The sequence below is a fragment of the Kitasatospora sp. NPDC057015 genome (genome assembly GCF_042673745.1).
Lineage (GTDB): Bacteria > Actinomycetota > Actinomycetes > Streptomycetales > Streptomycetaceae > Kitasatospora.
Genome location: NZ_JBHUSG010000023.1, coordinates 89,111 through 106,636, shown reverse-complemented (window position 1 = coordinate 106,636; position 17,526 = coordinate 89,111). Strand labels below are relative to the sequence as shown.

Genomic DNA, 17,526 nt, shown 5'->3' with positions numbered 1-17,526 from the left:
GGATCTCCTGAACCAGGCCGCCCCGGATACTCCGACGTCTTTTGAGGGTTGAACCGCATGGGGAATGAAGAGAAGTTCCGCGAATACCTGAAGCGCGCCACCGCCGACCTCCGGCAGGCCCGCCGACGGCTGCACGAGCTGGAGGCCGAACGCCAGGAGCCGATCGCCGTGGTGGCCATGAGCTGCCGGCTGCCGGGCGGCGTCGCCTCCCCGGACGAGCTGTGGGAGCTGGTGGCGTCCGGCACGGACGCGATCGGGGAGTTCCCGCGCGACCGCGGCTGGGACCTGGACCGGCTGTACGACCCGGACCCGGACCACCCGGGCACCACGTACACCCGGCACGGCGGGTTCGTCGACGGCGCGGGCGGCTTCGACCCGGCGTTCTTCGGGATGTCCCCGCGCGAGGCCCTGGCCACCGACCCCCAGCAGCGGCTGCTGCTGGAGACGGCGTGGGAGACCTTCGAGCGGGCCGGCATCGACCCGGCCACCCTGCGCGGCAGCCGCACCGGCGTGTTCGCCGGGGTGATCCCGCAGCACTACGGCTCCGACGCCCGCCCGGTGCCGGAGGACCTGGAGGGGTACCTCGCCACCGGCACCACCACCTCGGTCGCCTCCGGCCGGGTCTCGTACACCTTCGGCCTGGAGGGCCCGTCGGTCTCCATCGACACCGCCTGTTCGGCGTCGCTGGTGGCGGTGCACCTGGCGGCGCAGTCGCTGCGCAGCGGCGAGTGCGAGCTGGCGCTGGCCGGCGGTGTCACGGTGATCTGCTCGCCGAGCCCGTTCGTGGAGTTCGGCAAGCAGCGCGGGCTCTCCGCCGACGGCCGCTGCAAGGCGTTCTCGGCCTCGGCGGACGGTACGGGCTGGGGCGAGGGCGCGGGTCTGCTGCTGCTGGAGCGGCTGTCGGACGCCCGGCGCAACGGCCACCGGGTGCTCGGCCTGATCCGCAGCTCCGCGGTCAACCAGGACGGCGCCAGCAACGGCCTGACCGCGCCCAGCGGTCCGGCCCAGCAGCGGGTGATCCAGTCGGCGCTGGCGGCGGCCGGGCTGACCACCGCGGACGTGGACGCGGTGGAGGCGCACGGCACCGGTACGACGCTGGGCGACCCGATCGAGGCGCAGGCGGTCATCGCCACCTACGGGCAGGGCCGTCCGGAGGGCCGGCCGCTGTGGCTGGGCTCGATCAAGTCCAACATCGGCCACACCCAGGCCGCCGCCGGTGTCGCCGGCATGATCAAGATGATCATGGCGATGCGGCACGGGGTGATCCCCAAGACGCTGCACATCACCGAGCCCAGCCCGCACATCGACTGGTCCGCCGGCGACGTGGAGCTGCTGACCGAGGCGGTGGACTGGCCGCAGTCCGAGCGTCCGCGCCGGGCGGCCGTCTCCTCCTTCGGCATCAGCGGCACCAACGCCCACATCATCCTGGAGCAGGCCCCGCAGGACGCACCCGTCGAGGCGGAGGACGAGGCCCCGGCCGCCCCGCAGGAGACGCCCGCCCCGCAGGAGAGCGCCCCGGCGCCGGCCGTCGGCGTGGCCGGCCCGGCCCTGCTGCCGCTCTCCGCGAAGTCGCCGGCCGCGCTGCGCGCCCAGGCCGCCCACCTGCACGCCTTCACCGCCGCCCGCCCGGAGCTGGCCCCCGCCGCACTCGGCCGCACCCTCGCCCTGACCCGGGCCCACTTCCCGCACCGCGCGACCGTCCTCGCGGACGACCGGGCGGGCCTGCTGGCCGCCCTGGCGGCGCTCGCCGACGGCGCCGAGGCCACCGACGTCCTGCGGGGCACGGCCGTGGAGGGCGGCCGGACGGCGTTCCTGTTCTCCGGCCAGGGCTCGCAGCGGCTCGGCATGGGCCGCGAACTCTACGACGCCCACCCGGTGTTCGCCGCCGCCCTGGACGCGGCACTCGCGCACCTCGAACCCGGCCTCAAGGAGGTGATGTGGGGCGAGGACGCCGACGCGCTCAACGAGACCCGGCACGCCCAGCCCGCCCTCTTCGCCTTCCAGAGCGCCCTCTACCGCCTGCTCGTCCACCACGGCGTGCAGCCCGACCAGTTGGTCGGCCACTCCATCGGCGAACTCACCGCCGCCCACTGCGCCGACGTGCTCTCCCTCGTCGACGCCTGCGCCCTGGTCACCGCCCGCGCCCGGCTGATGTGGTCCGCCCCCGCCGGCGGCGCCATGATCGCCGTCCAGGGCACCGAGGACGAGATCACCGCCACCCTCACCGACGGCACCACCGTCGCCGCCGTCAACTCCCCCACCTCCGTCGTCATCTCCGGCGACACCCAAGCCGTCACCACCCTCGGACAGACCTGGCGCGACCAGGGCCGCAAGACCTCCACCCTCAAGGTCAGCCACGCCTTCCACTCCGCCCACATGGACCCGATCCTCGAAGACTTCCGCACCGAAGCCGCCCGACTGACCTACGGTCGGCCCAGCCTGCCGGTGGTCTCCAACCTGAACGGCAAGGTCGTCGAGGCGTACGACGCCGACTACTGGGTGCGGCACCTGCGCGGCGCCGTCCGCTTCGCCGACGGCGTCACCGAACTCCACCGCCGCGGCGCCACCACCTACGTCGAGATCGGCCCCGACCCCGTCCTCACCGCCCTCGCCGCCGAGACCCTGCCCCCCGACAGCACCGCCACCATCCACACCCTGCGCCGCGGCCAGAGCGAAACCCTCTGCTACACGGGCGCGTTGGCGAAGGCGTACGCGTACGGCGCCGGCCCGGACTGGAGCACCGTGACGGTGCCCGCGGCGGAGGAGGTGCCGGCCGAGGACCTGCCGACGTACCCGTTCGACCGCGTCCACCACTGGCTGCGCCCGACCTCCGGCGGGGACGTCGGCGGCGCCGGGCTGGGCGCCGCCGGACACCCGCTGCTGGGCGCCGTGGTGGGCCTGGCCGAGGGTGACGGCCTGCTGCTCACCGGCCGGATCTCGACCGCCACCCAGCCGTGGCTGGCCCAGCACCAGGTGCAGGGCTCGATCCTGCTGCCCGGCACCGCCTTCGCGGACCTCGCGCTGCACGCGGCCGACCAGGTCGGCTGCGAGACGGTGGAGGAGCTGACCCTGGAGGCCCCGCTCGTCCTCGCCGCCACCGGCGCCGTCCGGGTGCAGGTCGTGGTGGGCGGCGCCGACGACGACGGCCGCCGCACGCTCACCGTGCACTCCGCCCCGGAGGACGGCGACGAGCAGCAGCTCGACCTGGTCTGGACCCGGCACGCCAGCGGCACCCTGCTGCCCGCCGCGCCCGCGCCGGCCCCGACCGGCGCCGCCTGGCCGCCGCCGGGCGCCGAACCGGCCGCCCTGGACGGCCTGTACGGCCGCCTCGCCGACCACGGCCTGGGCTACGGCCCGGTGTTCCAGGGCCTGCGCGCCGCCTGGCGCGACGGGGACACCTGGTACGCCGAGGTCGCCCTGCCCGAGGGCACCGACACCGCCGGCTTCGGCCTGCACCCCGCCCTGCTGGACGCCGCCCTGCACGCCCTGGGCCTGGCTCCGGACGACGTGCACACCCGCATCCCCTTCGCCTGGGCGGACGTCCGCCTGCACGCGACCGGCGCCGCGACGCTGCGGGTGACCCTCACCCCGTCGGCGGCCACCGACACCCTGGCGATCAACGCCGTGGACCCGGCCGGGGCGCCGGTGCTGTCCGTCGGCGCACTCACGCTGCGCCGCGCCGCAGCCGCCGAGTCGGGACCGGCCACGGCCGGGAACCTCTACCGGGTGGTGTGGAGCGCGCCCGCCACCGAGGCGGGCGCCGAGCCCGCCGACCACGTCGTCACGGAGGACCTCGCCGCACTGCGGAGCGTCCCCGCGATCGTGGTGGTACCGGTCTCGGCCGGCGCGCAGGAGGACACCGCGGCCGTCACCGGCCGCGTGCTCGCCCTCCTGCAGACCTGGCTGGCGGAGGACCGCTTCGCCGACAGCCGGCTGGCGATCGCCACCCGCCGCGCCGTCCCGGTGCTGCCGGGCGACGGCGGCGGCGACCCGGTGCTCTCCGCGGTGTGGGGCCTGGTGCGCTCGGCGCAGTCCGAGCAGCCCGGCCGCTTCCTGCTGGTCGACACCGACCGCGACGACGCCGACCTGGACGCCGCGCTCGGCACGCAGCTGGCCGCCGCGCTCAGCTCGGACGAGCCGCAGATCGCCCTGCGCGAGGGCCGGCTGCTGGTGCCGCGGCTGGTCCGGCACACCGACGGCGGGCTGAGCGTCCCCGCCGGCGACGCCTGGCGGCTGAACGTCACCGAGCAGGGCACGCTGGAGAACCTGGCCCTGCTGCCCGACGAGGAGGCCGGCCGGCCGCTCGGCGCGGGCGAGGTCCGGATCGCCGTCCGCGCCGCCGGCCTGAACTTCCGCGACGTGATGATCGCGCTCGGGATGTACCCGGGCAACGCGCCGATCGGCTCCGAGGGCGCGGGCGTCGTCACCGAGATCGCGCCGGACGTCACCGGCCTGGCCGTCGGCGACCGCGTGATGGGCCTGCTGACCGGGGCGATGGCACCGACCACCGTGACGGACGCGCGGCTGCTGACCCGGGTGCCGGCCGGCTGGTCGTTCGCGCAGGCCGCCGCCACCCCGATCGTCTTCCTCACCGCCTGGTACGGGCTCACCGACCTCGCGGACCTGCGCCCCGGCGAGAAGGTCCTGATCCACGCCGCCACCGGCGGCGTCGGCACCGCCGCCACCCAGATCGCCCACCACCTCGGCGGCGAGGTCTACGGCACCGCCAGCCCCGGCAAGTGGCCCGTCCTGCGCGGACAGGGCCTCGACCAGGACCACATCGCCAACTCCCGCACCACCGACTTCCACCGCCAGTTCCTCGGCCACACCGCCGGCGCCGGCATGGACGTCATCCTCAACTCCCTCGCCCGCGAGTTCGTCGACGCCTCCCTCGACCTGCTGCCGAACGGCGGCCGGTTCCTGGAGATCGGCAAGACCGACATCCGCGACCCCGAGGCCATCGGCGCCCAGCACCCCGGTGTCGACTACCTGCCCTTCGACCTGATGGACGCCGGCCCCGACCGGATCCAGCAGATGCTCACCGAGCTCGGCGCGCTGTTCGCGGACGGCACCCTGCAGCCGCTCCCCGTCACCGCGTTCGACATCCGGCACGCCCCCGACGGGTTCCGCCACCTCGGTCAGGCCAAGCACACCGGCAAGCTCGTCGTCACCATCCCGGCCGCGCTCGACCCCGAGGGCACCGTCCTGATCACCGGCGGCACCGGCACCCTCGGCGCCCTCACCGCCCGCCACCTCGTCACCGAACACGGCGCCCGCCACCTGCTCCTCCTCAGCCGCCGCGGCGCAGCCGCCCCCGGCGCCACCGAACTCGCCGCCGAACTCGAAGCAGCCGGCGCCACCGTCACCCTCGCCGCCTGCGACACCGCCGACGAGAACGCCCTCGCCGACACCCTCGCCCACATCCCCACCGACCACCCCCTCACCGCCGTCCTGCACATCGCCGGCACCGCCGACGACGTCCTGCTGGAGTCGCTCACCCCCGAGCGGCTGGCCCCGGTGGTCCGCGTCAAGGCCGACGCGGCGCTGCACCTGCACCGCCTCACCGCGGACGCCGACCTGGCGGCGTTCGTGATGTTCTCCAGCCTCGCGGGCACCCTCGGCAACCCCGGCCAGGCCAACTACGCCGCGGCCAACGCCGCCCTGGACGGCCTGGCGCAGCTGCGGCACGCCCGGGGCCTGCCGGCCGTCGCCATGGCCTGGCCGCTGTGGGAGCAGACCAGCACCATCACCGAGCACCTGGACGCCGCACAGCTGTCCCGGATCCGGCAGACCGGCCTGACCCCGCTCGGCTCCGAGCAGGGCCTCGAACTGTTCAGCGCGGCGCTCGACCTGCGGGTGCCGACCGTCGTCCCGGCCCTGCTGGACACCGCCCGGCTGCGCCGGCTGCCGGTGCTGCCGCCGCTGCTGCGCGGCCTGGTGCGGACCCGCCGCCCGTCGGCCTCGGCCGCCGCCGGCGCCTCCGCCGCCGGCGAGCTGTCGCGGCTGGCCGAGCCGGAGCTCACCCGGGCCGTCCGCGACCTGGTGCGGGCCAACGTCGCGACCGTGCTCGGCCACGCCTCGGCGGACGTGGTGAACATGGAACTGGCCTTCAAGGGGCTCGGGTTCGACTCGCTGACCGCCGTGGAGTTCCGCAACCGCCTGAGCACCGCCACCGGACTGCGGCTCTCCGCCACCCTGGTCTTCGACCACCCCACCCCGGCCGCGCTCGCCGCCCACCTGCGCGAGGAGATCGCCGGCAACCGCGCCGACACGCCCGCGCCGCTCGCCCCGGCGGGGCCCTCCGCCGGCCGGGACGAGCCGATCGCCATCGTCGCGATGGGCTGCCGCTACCCCGGCGGCGTGACCTCGCCCGACGAGCTGTGGGACCTGGTGGCGAGCTCCACGGACGCCATCGGGGAGTTCCCCACCGACCGCGGCTGGGACCTGGAGCGGCTCTACCACCCCGACCCGGAGCAGCCCGGCACCACCAACACCCGGCACGGCGGATTCGTCTACGACGCCGCCGACTTCGACCCCGCGTTCTTCGGGATGTCCCCGCGCGAGGCGCTCGCCACCGACCCCCAGCAGCGGCTGCTGCTGGAGACCGCCTGGGAGACCGTCGAGCGCGCCGGCATCGACCCGGCCACCCTGCGCGGCAGCCGCACCGGCGTCTTCACCGGGGTGATCCCCCAGCAGTACGGCGCGACGGTCACCGACGTGCCGGCCGACCTGGAGGGGTACCTCGCCACCGGCACCACCACCTCGGTCGCCTCCGGCCGGGTCAGCTACGTCCTCGGGCTGGAGGGCCCGGCCGTCTCCGTCGACACCGCCTGCTCCTCCTCCCTGGTCGCCCTGCACCTGGCCGCCCAGTCGCTGCGCGGCGGCGAGTGCGACCTGGCGCTCGCCGGCGGCTCCACCGTGATGTCCAGCCCCGGGCTGTTCGTCGAGCTGGGCCGCCAGCGCGGGCTGTCGCCCGACGGCCGCTGCCGGGCCTTCTCCGACGACACCAACGGCACCGGCTTCTCCGAGGGCGCGGGCCTGGTCCTGCTGGAGCGGCTGTCGGACGCCCAGCGCAACGGCCACCGGATCCTCGGCCTGGTCCGCGGCTCCGCGGTCAACCAGGACGGCGCCAGCAACGGCCTGACCGCGCCCAGCGGACCGGCCCAGCAGCGGGTCATCCGGGCGGCCCTGGCCGCCGCCGGGCTGACCACCGGCGACGTGGACGCCGTCGAGGCGCACGGCACCGGCACCAACCTGGGCGACCCGATCGAGGCGCAGGCCCTGCTCGCCACCTACGGCCGCGACCGCGAGGAGGACCGGCCGCTGCTGCTGGGCTCGATCAAGTCCAACATCGGCCACACCCAGGCCGCGTCCGGCATCGCCGGCGTCATCAAGATGGTCATGGCGATGCGCCACCAGGTGCTGCCCAGGACCCTGCACGTGAGCGAGCCCAGCCGGCACATCGACTGGTCGGCGGGCGCCGTCGAGCTGCTCACCGAACCCGTGGACTGGCGGGCCGCCGAGGGCCGGACCAGGCGCGCCGCGGTCTCCTCCTTCGGCATCAGCGGCACCAACGCCCACGTCGTCCTGGAGGAGCCGCCCGCGGCGGCCGACCCGGCACGGCCCGCGGACGGCACGGCCGACGAGCAGCCGGCCGCGCTGGCCTGGCCGCTCTCCGGCCGCACCGAGCAGGCCCTGCGCGACCGGGCCCGCGCCCTGCACGCCTTCGCCACGGCCGACCCCGGCCTGTCGGCCACCGCGCTCGGCCGCGCCCTGACCACCGGCAGGCACGGCCACGAGCGCCGGGCCACCGTGGTCGGTGCCGACCGGGACGAACTGCTCGCCGGACTCGCGGCGCTGGCCGAAGGCCGTCCGCTGCCCACCGTGGTGACCGGCGGGCCGGCCGGCGAGATCGGCCGCACCGTCTTCGTCTTCCCCGGCCAGGGCTCGCAGTGGACGGGCATGGCGACCCGCCTGATGGCCGAACAGCCGGTCTTCCGGGCCCACATGCTGGCCTGCGCCGAGGCCCTGGCCCCGCACGTGGACTGGTCGCTGACCGAGGAGCTGGACGGCCCGCTGGACCGCGTCGACGTCGTCCAGCCCGCCCTGTGGGCGGTCATGGTCTCGCTGGCCGAACTGTGGCGCTCGCACGGGGTCCGCCCGGACGCCGTGATCGGCCACTCCCAGGGCGAGATCGCCGCCGCCTACGTGGCGGGAGCGCTCAGCCTGGAGGACTCCGCGAAGGTCGTGGCACTGCGCAGCAGGGCCCTGACCGTGCTGGCCGGTACGGGGGCGATGGCCTCCCTCGCCCTGCCCGCCGAGCGGGTCCGGGAGCTGCTGGAGCCGTACGCCGGCGCCGCCACCGTCGCGGCCACCAACGGCCCGCTGAGCACCGTCATCTCCGGCAGCCCGGAGGCGGTGGACGCGATCGTCGCCGGCTGCGAGGCCGAAGGCCTGCGGGCCCGCAAGATCCCGGTGGACTACGCCTCGCACTCGCCGCACGTGGACGGCCTGCGCGAGGAACTGCTGGACCTGCTGAAGGACCTGCGCCCGCGCAGCGGCGAGGTGGCGTTCTACTCCACCCTCACCGGCGGCCTGCTCGACACCGCCGCGCTCGACGCCGACTACTGGTTCCGGAACCTGCGGAACACCGTGCGCTTCCACGAGACGGTGGAGCTGCTGCTGGAGAGCGGCCACCGCACCTTCGTGGAGACCACCGCGCACCCGGTGCTCACCGCGGCCGTGGACGACGCGCTGGCCGCCGCCGGCGTCAGCGGCGTCGTCCTGCCGACCCTGCGCCGCGGCGACGGCGGCCTGGACCGCTTCCTGGTCTCGGCCGCCGAAGGCCACGTCCGGGACGTGCCGTTCGACTTCGCCCCGCTGTTCGGCGGCGCCCCGACCGGCCTCCCCGCGCTGCCCGAACTGCCGACCTACCCGTTCCAGCGGGAGCGGTTCTGGCTCAGCGCGGAGCCGAGCACCGCCGGGGACCCGAGCGGGCTGGGGCTCACCCCCGGCTCGCACCCGATCGTGCTGGCCACCAGCCGCCACCCGCACCGCGACGAGCTGCTGCTCACCGGCAGCCTGTCGCCGCGGACCCACCCCTGGCTGGACGACCACGCGGTGCACGGCACCCGCATCCTCCCCGGCACCGCCTACCTGGACCTCGCGCTGCACGCGGCCGGCCTGGTCGGCGCCGCCGGGGTGGAGGAACTCACCCTGCGCGCACCGCTGGTGGTGCCGACGAGCGGCGCCGTCCAGGTGCAGGTGCTGGTGGGCGCGCCGGAGGAGTCCGGGGCCCGACCGGTGTCGGTGCACGCCCGGCCGACCGAGGGCGAGGACGGCTGGACCGAGCACGCCGCCGGCACCCTCGCCGCGACCGCCGCCGGCGCCCCCGAGCCGGTCAGCGTCCCCGAGGACGCGCAGCCGGTCGACCTCACCGACGCGTACGAGGGCCTGGCCGACCACGGCTACCACTACGGCCCGGCCTTCCGCGGCCTGCGGTCCCTGCGGCGGCACGGCGAGGACCTGTACGCCGAGATCGCGCTGCCCGGCGAGGGCGACGCGGGCGGCTACAGCGTCCACCCGGCGCTGCTCGACGCCGCCCTGCACCCGCTGATCGTCGGCGCGGACGGCACCGAGGGCCCGCTGCGGCTGCCCTTCGCCTGGTCCGGGGTGCGACTGCACGGCGCGGTCGTGGAGCCGACGGGGACGCTGCGGGTGCGGATCACCGCGGCCGGTCCGGAGTCGATGCGGATCACGGTGGCCGACGCACAGGGCACGCCGGTGCTGTCCGTCGACGCGCTGACGGTGCGCCCGGTCTCCGCCGAGATGCTCTCGGCGGGCGAGCGCCCGCTGTACGAGCCGGTGTGGCAGCCGGTCGCGGCCGCGCCCGGCGCCGCCGGCCAGGTGCACCTGCTGGACGGCGCGCTGTCCGCGCTGGCGGCCGGCCCCGCCGTGCCCGAGGTGGTGGCGGTCACCGTACGCGGCGCCGCCGGCGACCCGGTGGCGGCCGTCCACGCGGCGGCCGAGCAGGCGCTGGAGCTGGTCCGGGGCTGGCTGGCCGAGGACGCCTTCGCCGACTCGCGGCTGGTGTTCGTCACCCGCGGCGCGGTCGCCGCCGACGCCGAGGAGGGCGTCGGCGACCTGGCCGGCGCCGCCGTCTGGGGCCTGCTGCGCTCCGCGCAGACCGAGAACCCGGACCGGTTCGTCCTGCTGGACCTGCCGGCCGGCGACGAGGCGCCCGACCTCTCCGTGGTCGCCTCGGCGGTCGCGAGCGGCGAGAGCCAGCTCGCCCGCCGCACCGGACGGCTGCTCGCGCCGCGCCTCGCCCAGTTGCGCCCCGGCGACGACACCACCCCGGTGGAGATCGACCCGCAGGGCACCGTCCTGATCACCGGCGGCACCGGCACCCTGGGCGCGCTGCTGGCCCGGCACCTGGTCACCCGGTACAAGACGGCGCACCTGGTGCTCGCCGGCCGGCGCGGCCCGGACGCCCCGGGGGCGGCCGAACTGGCCGCGGAACTGGAGGAGTCGGGCGCGAGCGTCACCGTCGCCGCCTGCGACGCGGCCGACCGCACGCAACTGGCCGCCCTGCTGGCGAGCCTGCCGCCGGAGCGCCCGCTGACCGCGGTCGTGCACGCGGCCGGCACCCTGGACGACGCGGTGGTGCACGCCATGACCGCCGAGCAGCTGCACTCGGTGCTGCGGGCCAAGGCCGACTCGGCCCTGCACCTGGACGAGCTGACCCGGGCGCACCCGGCGGCGGCGCTGGTGCTGTTCTCCTCGGCCGCCGGCGTCATCGGCAGTCCGGCGCAGGCCAACTACGCCGCGGCCAACGCCGTGCTGGACGCGCTGGCCGCCACCCGGCGGGCCGCGGGGCTGCGCGCCACCTCGCTGGCCTGGGGCCTGTGGGAGCAGACCAGCGAGATGACCCAGGGCGCCGACGTCGAGCGCACCCGGCGCGGCGGCATGATCGCCCTGCCCTCGCAGGAGGGCCTGGCGGCCTTCGACGCGGCGCTGGCGGCCGACCGGCCGGTGCTGGTACCGGCCCGGCTGGACCTCGCGGGGCTGCGCGCACAGGCCCGGGCCGGGACGCTGCCACGGCTGCTCCAGGGCCTGGTACGGGTGCCGGTCGAGGCCGCCGCCGGGGCGGGCACGCCGCTGGTCGAGCGGCTGGCCCCGCTGGACGAGCCGGAGCGCCTGGCCCTGCTCGGCGAGCTGGTCCGCGACCAGATCGCCGGGGTGCTCGGACACGCCTCGGCGCAGTCCGTCGACGCCGAACTCGCCTTCAAGGACCTCGGCTTCGACTCCCTCACGGCCGTGGAGCTGCGCAACCGGCTCAACTCGGCCACCGGTCTGCGGCTGCCCGCCGCGATGATCTTCGACCACCCCACGCCGGTCGCGCTGGCCGCGCACCTGCTGACCCGCCTCGCACCGCCGTCCCCCGTGGTGGCGCTGCTGTCCGAACTGGAGCGGATCGAGGAGACGCTCCGGCGCATCGCCCCGGCGGAGGAGGAACGCGCCACCCTCGCCCTGCGACTGACCCGGTTGACCCGCGCCCTCACGGACTCCGCCGGCGGCGGTGAGCCGCAGCCGGACGCCCGGGCCGAGGAGAACGCCCAGGCCGCACAGAAGATCGAGGCCGCGACGACGGTCGACGAGATTTTCGCATTCATCGACAACGACCTCGGTCTCTCCTGAAGGGCGGACGGACACTCATGACGGACGACGAGCGGATAGTCACCTACCTCAAGAAGGTCACGTCCGAACTGCAGAGCACCCGGGCCGAGTTGCGCGCGCTCAAGGAACGGGACAGCGAGCCGGTCGCGATCGTCGCGATGGGCTGCCGCTACCCGGGCGGAGTCGCCTCCCCCGAGGACCTCTGGCGCCTGGTGGCGAGCGGCACCGACGCGATCGGCCCCTTCCCCGCCGACCGCGGCTGGGACCTGGACCGGCTCTACGACCCGGACCCGGAGAAGCTCGGCACCACCTACTCCACCGAGGGCGGATTCCTCTACGAGGCCGGGGAGTTCGACCCGGCGTTCTTCGGGATGTCGCCGCGCGAGGCGCTCGCCACCGACCCCCAGCAGCGGCTGCTGCTGGAGACGGCGTGGGAGACCTTCGAGCGGGCCGGCATCGACCCGGCCACCCTCAAGGGCAGCCGCACCGGCGTCTTCACCGGCGTCATGTACGACGACTACGGCTCGGACGCCAAGTCCGCGGCCTCGGCGTCCGGTTCGCTCGGCGAGGTCGAGGGGTTCCTCGGGGTCGGCACCGCCGGCTCGGTCGCCTCCGGCCGGATCTCCTACACCTTCGGACTGGAGGGGCCGGCCGTCTCCATCGACACCGCCTGCTCCTCCTCCCTGGTGGCCGTGCACCTGGCGGCCCGGGCGCTGCGCAGCGGCGAGTGCGACCTGGCGCTCGCCGGCGGCGTCACCGTGATGTCCACCCCCGGGGTGTTCATCGAGTTCAGCCGCCAGCAGGGCCTGGCCCCGGACGGACGCTGCAAGGCGTTCTCCGCGGCCACCGACGGCACCGGCTTCTCCGAGGGCGCCGGCCTGATCCTGCTGGAGCGGCTCTCCGACGCGCGCCGCAACGGCCACCGGGTGCTCGCCGTCGTCAAGGGCTCGGCGGTCAACCAGGACGGCGCCAGCAACGGTCTGACCTCGCCCAACGGGCCGTCCCAGCAGCGGGTCATCCAGGCCGCGCTGGCCGGCGCCGGGCTGCTGCCCGGCGACGTCGACGCGGTGGAGGCGCACGGCACCGGCACCACCCTCGGCGACCCGATCGAGGCACAGGCCCTGCTGGACGTCTACGGGCAGGACCGCCGGCGGCCGCTCTGGCTGGGCTCGCTCAAGTCCAACATCGGCCACACCCAGGCCGCGGCCGGGGTCGGCGGCATCATCAAGATGGTCATGGCGATGCGGGCCGGGGTGCTGCCGCGGACGCTGCACGCCGAGCAGCCCACCACGCACGTGGACTGGTCGGCCGGCGACGTCCGGCTGCTCACCGAGGCGGTCGACTGGCCGGGCGGCGAGCAGCCGCGCCGGGCAGGCGTGTCCTCCTTCAGCATCAGCGGTACCAACGCCCACGTCATCCTGGAGGAGCCGGCCGCGGACGCGCCCGACGGGAGCGGGCACCGCGCTCCGGAGCCGGCCGCGGACGCGCCGGCCGCCACGGCCTGGCTGCTGTCCGCCCGGACACCGTCCAGCCTGCGCGAACAGGCCCGCCGGCTGCACGAGTTCGTGGCCGAGGGCGGGCCCGGGCAGGACGTTCCGGCGGCCGACATCGCCTTCTCGCTGGCGACCACCCGGGCCGTCTTCGGCCACCGGGCGGCCATCGTGGCGCAGGACCCGCAGGACCGGCTGCGCGCGCTGGACCTGCTGGCGCGCGGGGAGACCTCGCCGGCTGCGGTCAGCGCCACCGCCGACGCCCGCGGCGGCCGGCTCGCGTTCGTCTTCTCCGGTCAGGGGTCGCAGCGGCCCGGCATGGGCCGCGAACTCCACGCAGCCCACCCCGTCTTCGCCAAGGCCTTCGACGAAGCCCTCACCCACCTCACCCCCGAACTGCGCGAAGTCATGTGGGAGGACCCCGACGCCACCCGCCTCAACCGCACCGAATACACCCAACCCGCCCTCTTCGCCTTCCACACCGCCCTCCACCACCTCCTCCGCAGCTGGAACATCACCCCCGACGCCCTCATCGGCCACTCCATCGGCGAGATCAGCGCCGCCCACTGCGCCGGAGTACTCACCCTCGCCGACGCCTGCACCCTGGTGACCGAGCGCGCCCGACTCATGCAGTCGGCCCCCGACGGCGGCACCATGATCGCCGTCCAGGCCACCGAGGAGGAGGTGCTCGCCACCCTCGTCCCCGGCAGTGGCGTCGCCGCCGTCAACTCCCCCACGTCCACCGTCGTCTCCGGTGACACCGAGGCCGTCGCGGCCGTCGCGGCGCACTGGAAGGCCCAGGGCAGGCGGACCTCCGAACTCAAGGTCAGCCACGCCTTCCACTCCGCCCACATGGACCCGATCCTCGACGAGTTCCGCACCACCGCGGAGACCATCACCCATAACCCGCCCAGCATCCCCGTCATCTCCAACCTCACCGGCCAGCCCGTCGAGGCGTACGACGCCGACTACTGGGTGAACCACCTGCGCGGCGCCGTCCGCTTCGCCGACGGCATCACCACCCTGCACGGCACGGGCACGGGCACCTTCCTGGAGCTCAGCCCCTACCCGGCGCTCACCCCGCTGGTGAAGGAGTGCACCACCGACGGCGAGCCACTCGTGCTCCCGACACTGCGCCCGCAACTGCCCGAGCCGGCCGCGCTGTTGCTGGCCGCCGCCACCGCCCACGTGCACGGCCTCACGGTGGACTGGGCGACGGCCCTGGTCGGCGGGACCCGTACCGACCTGCCCACCTACGCCTTCGAACGGCGCCGCAGCTGGCTCTCCGCGCAGCACGCCACCGGCGGAGCGGCGCAGGGCGACACCGCCGACCACGCCGACGCGCTGCTCTGGGCCGCCGTGGACGGCGAGGACCAGGCCGGCTTCGCCGCCGCCCTGGGGCTGGGGCCGGAGGACGCCGCGGCCGCCGCGGCGGCACTGCCGCTGCTGGCCGGCTGGCGGCGCCGGCGCCGCTGGACGTACGCGCCGCGCTGGCAGGCCGTCCCGACGGGCGGGGCCGACCTGACCGGCGGCTGGGCCGTCCTCGCGCCCGCGGAGCAGGACGAGCCGCTGCTGGCCGCCCTCGCCGGGCGGGGCGCCGACCTCGTCCGGATCCCGGCCGGCCAGGCCGGGCAGGGCGCCGCCCCCGCTGGGCAGGGCGCACCGCTGCGCGCGGTGATCGTCCCGCCGACGGCCGACGTACCGCCGACGTCCCCGGCGGACGCGCCGACCTGGGTGCTCACCCGGGGCGCGACCGCCGTCGGCTCCACCGACCCCGTCCCCGACGAGGCGCAGGCGCGCCGGTGGGACGCGGCCCTCGCCGCCGGCCACCGGGTGGTCGACCTCCCGGCCCGGGACCAGGACGGCGCCCGCACCGCGGCCCTCCTCGCGCAGGCCCTGACCGGCGCCGAGGAGCGGTTCGCCGTCCGGGGCGGCGGCCTGTTCGCCGCCCACCTGACGCGCTTCGCACCCGAGCGGCGTCAGCGCCCGGCCGCCGCCGCCGGATGGATCGGCGCCGGCGACGCCGAGTGCACCACGGCCGTCGCCCGGCAGCTGGTCGCCGACGGCGTCACGCGGCTGTTCGTCACCGGCCAGGGGTACGAGGAGGCGGCGCTGACCGCGCTCGGCGTCCCCGTCACGTACGTCGCCGATCCGCTCGCCGCACCGGCGGTGCCCGAGGGCCCGCTGGCGGTCGTCCAGATCGGCGAGGAGGGCGCGGCGGCACTCGACGAGGCCACCCGCCCGCTGGAGGTGTCCTCGTACCTGAGCCTGAACACCGCTCCGGCGGGGCAGGCGGCCGAGGCGGCCGTCCGGCGGCGCCGGGCGCTCGGCCAGGCCGCCACGGCCGTGACGTGGGGGCCCTGGTCACCGGAGGGCCCCAGCCCGGCCGAGGCGCTGCAGGCACTCTGGCCGCTGCTCGGCCACGACGAGCCCGTGCTCGTCGTCACCGACACCGCGGCGGTGCAAGGCCCGGGGGCCGAGGCTCCCGCGCAGCCCGCGGACGGGCCGGGAGACGCCCAGGACCTGCCGGCCCGGCTGGCCGCGGCCTCCGTCGAGGAGCGCGAGGTCCTGCTGACGGCGCTGTTCGTCACGGAGCTGCGGACCGTGCTCGGCCACGGAGCAGCCGAGGAGGTCGGCGCCGAGGACAACCTGATGGACCTCGGCATGACGTCCTTCGCCGCCCTGGAGCTGATCCGGCGGCTGAAGGAGACCACGGGCCTGGAGCTGTCCCCCAGCGCACTTTTCGACAACCCGACGGCCGCGGAACTCGCGCGGCACGTCGCCACCGTATCGATGGAAGGGATCAACTCATGACCGACAAGGTGATCATCGCGGGCGCCGGACCGGCCGGGCTCATGCTGGCCTGCGAGCTCGGGCTGTTCGGAGTGGACGCCGTGGTCGTGGAGCGGACCCCGGAGCCCCGTATCGACGCCCCCGGCGTCGCCGTCAACGCCACCACGATCGAACTCCTCGACCAGCGCGGCCTGATGGACGAGCTGCGGGAGGGCGCCTTCCCGCTGCCGACCGAGCACTTCGGCTTCGTCTTCATGGAGTCCGCCAACCCCGGGCGCCCGCACGAGAACACCCTGCTGCTGCTCCAGCAGCGCCTGGAGACCCGCCTGGAGAAGCGCGCCCGCGAGCTCGGCGTGGAGTTCCGCCGGGGCGTGGAGCTCACCGGCATCCGCCCCGACGAGGACGGGGTGACCGTGGAGCTGCGCGGCGCCGACGGGGCCACCGAGGAGCTGCGCGGCTCCTACCTGGTGGGCTGCGACGGCCGGGAGAGCGTGGTGCGCACCCTCTCCGGCATCGAGTTCGAGGGCGTGGACGCCGTCTTCCACGGCATCGTCGGCGAGGTGGAGATCGAGCACTCGGAGCTGCAGGCCGAGCACATCGGCGTCCACCACCGGCCCACCGGCGGGCACTTCCTCGGCGCTCCGCTGGAGCCGGGCCTGTTCCGCGTGATGTCCGCCGAGTTCGGCTACGAGCCGCCGGCCGACGACGTCCCGGTCGACCTGGAGGAGCTGCGCGAGGCCACCGTCAGGCTGACCGGGGTGGACCTCAAGGCGACCGGCATCCGCTGGCTGACCCGCTACCCGAACACCACCCGCAACGCCGAGCGCTACTCCCAGGGGCGGGTCTTCCTGGCCGGCGACGCGGCGCACGTGCACTACCCGTTCAACGGGCAGGGCATCGGCACCGGCGTCCACGACGCGGTGAACCTCGGCTGGAAGCTCGCCGCCACCCTCCGAGGGCGCGCCCCGAAGGGTCTGCTGGACACCTACCACGCCGAGCGCCACCCGGTGGGCCAGGCCGCGTGCGACAACGTCCGGGCCCAGGTGTCGCTCTGCCACCCGCCGCAGGAGATGGCGCCGCTGCGCGCGATCATCGGCGAGCTGACGAAGTTCGACAACGTCCGCCGCTACCTGCTCGACCTGGTCACCGGCCTCTCGGTGCGCTACCCCTCCGACCAGGAGGACGCGCACCCGCTGACCGGCCGCCGCCTGCCGCACGCCGAGCTCGTCACGGCCGACGGCGCCACCAGCATCCCGGCCCTGCTGCGGGCGGGCCAGGGCGTCCTGCTGGACCTGACGGGCGGTCTGGCCACCCCGTACACGGCCGAGACCGAGGGCCTGGAGGACCAGGTCACCATCGTCTTCGCCCAGGCCACCCCCTGCATCGAGGCCGAGGCCGTCCTCCTGCGCCCCGACGGCCACGTCGCCTGGGCCGCCGACACCGACCGCGACCCGGAGGGCCTGCGGACGGCCCTCGCCACCTGGTTCGCGGCCCCCACGGCGTGCCGGGGGGCAGCGCCGCGGACCCACGTCTCCCGGCTTCCTTGATCGATCATTTGTTGAAT

At 75.7% G+C, this 17,526-nt stretch carries 2 protein-coding genes and 1 pseudogene; all 3 read left to right on the top strand.

Annotated elements, in window-relative coordinates:
* Positions 1–48 precede the first annotated feature (48 nt).
* The 3 genes and pseudogenes from ACFTWP_RS22130 to ACFTWP_RS22120 all read left to right on the top strand — a co-directional run bounded on the left by ACFTWP_RS22130 (position 49) and on the right by ACFTWP_RS22120 (position 17,509).
* Positions 49–11,700: an SDR family NAD(P)-dependent oxidoreductase gene (locus tag ACFTWP_RS22130; protein WP_380266362.1), complete on the top strand. Its 11,652-nt coding sequence runs from the start codon at positions 49–51 to the stop codon at positions 11,698–11,700.
* A gap of 20 nt (positions 11,701–11,720) precedes the next feature.
* Positions 11,721–15,983 (top strand): annotated as a pseudogene (locus tag ACFTWP_RS22125) (type I polyketide synthase); the annotation flags it as partial.
* Entirely contained in the window at positions 15,980–17,509 is a 1,530-nt protein-coding gene (locus ACFTWP_RS22120; RefSeq protein ID WP_380266361.1) for an FAD-dependent monooxygenase, read from the top strand. The pseudogene ACFTWP_RS22125 and the gene ACFTWP_RS22120, both read left to right, overlap by 4 nt.
* Positions 17,510–17,526: the final 17 nt, after the last annotated feature.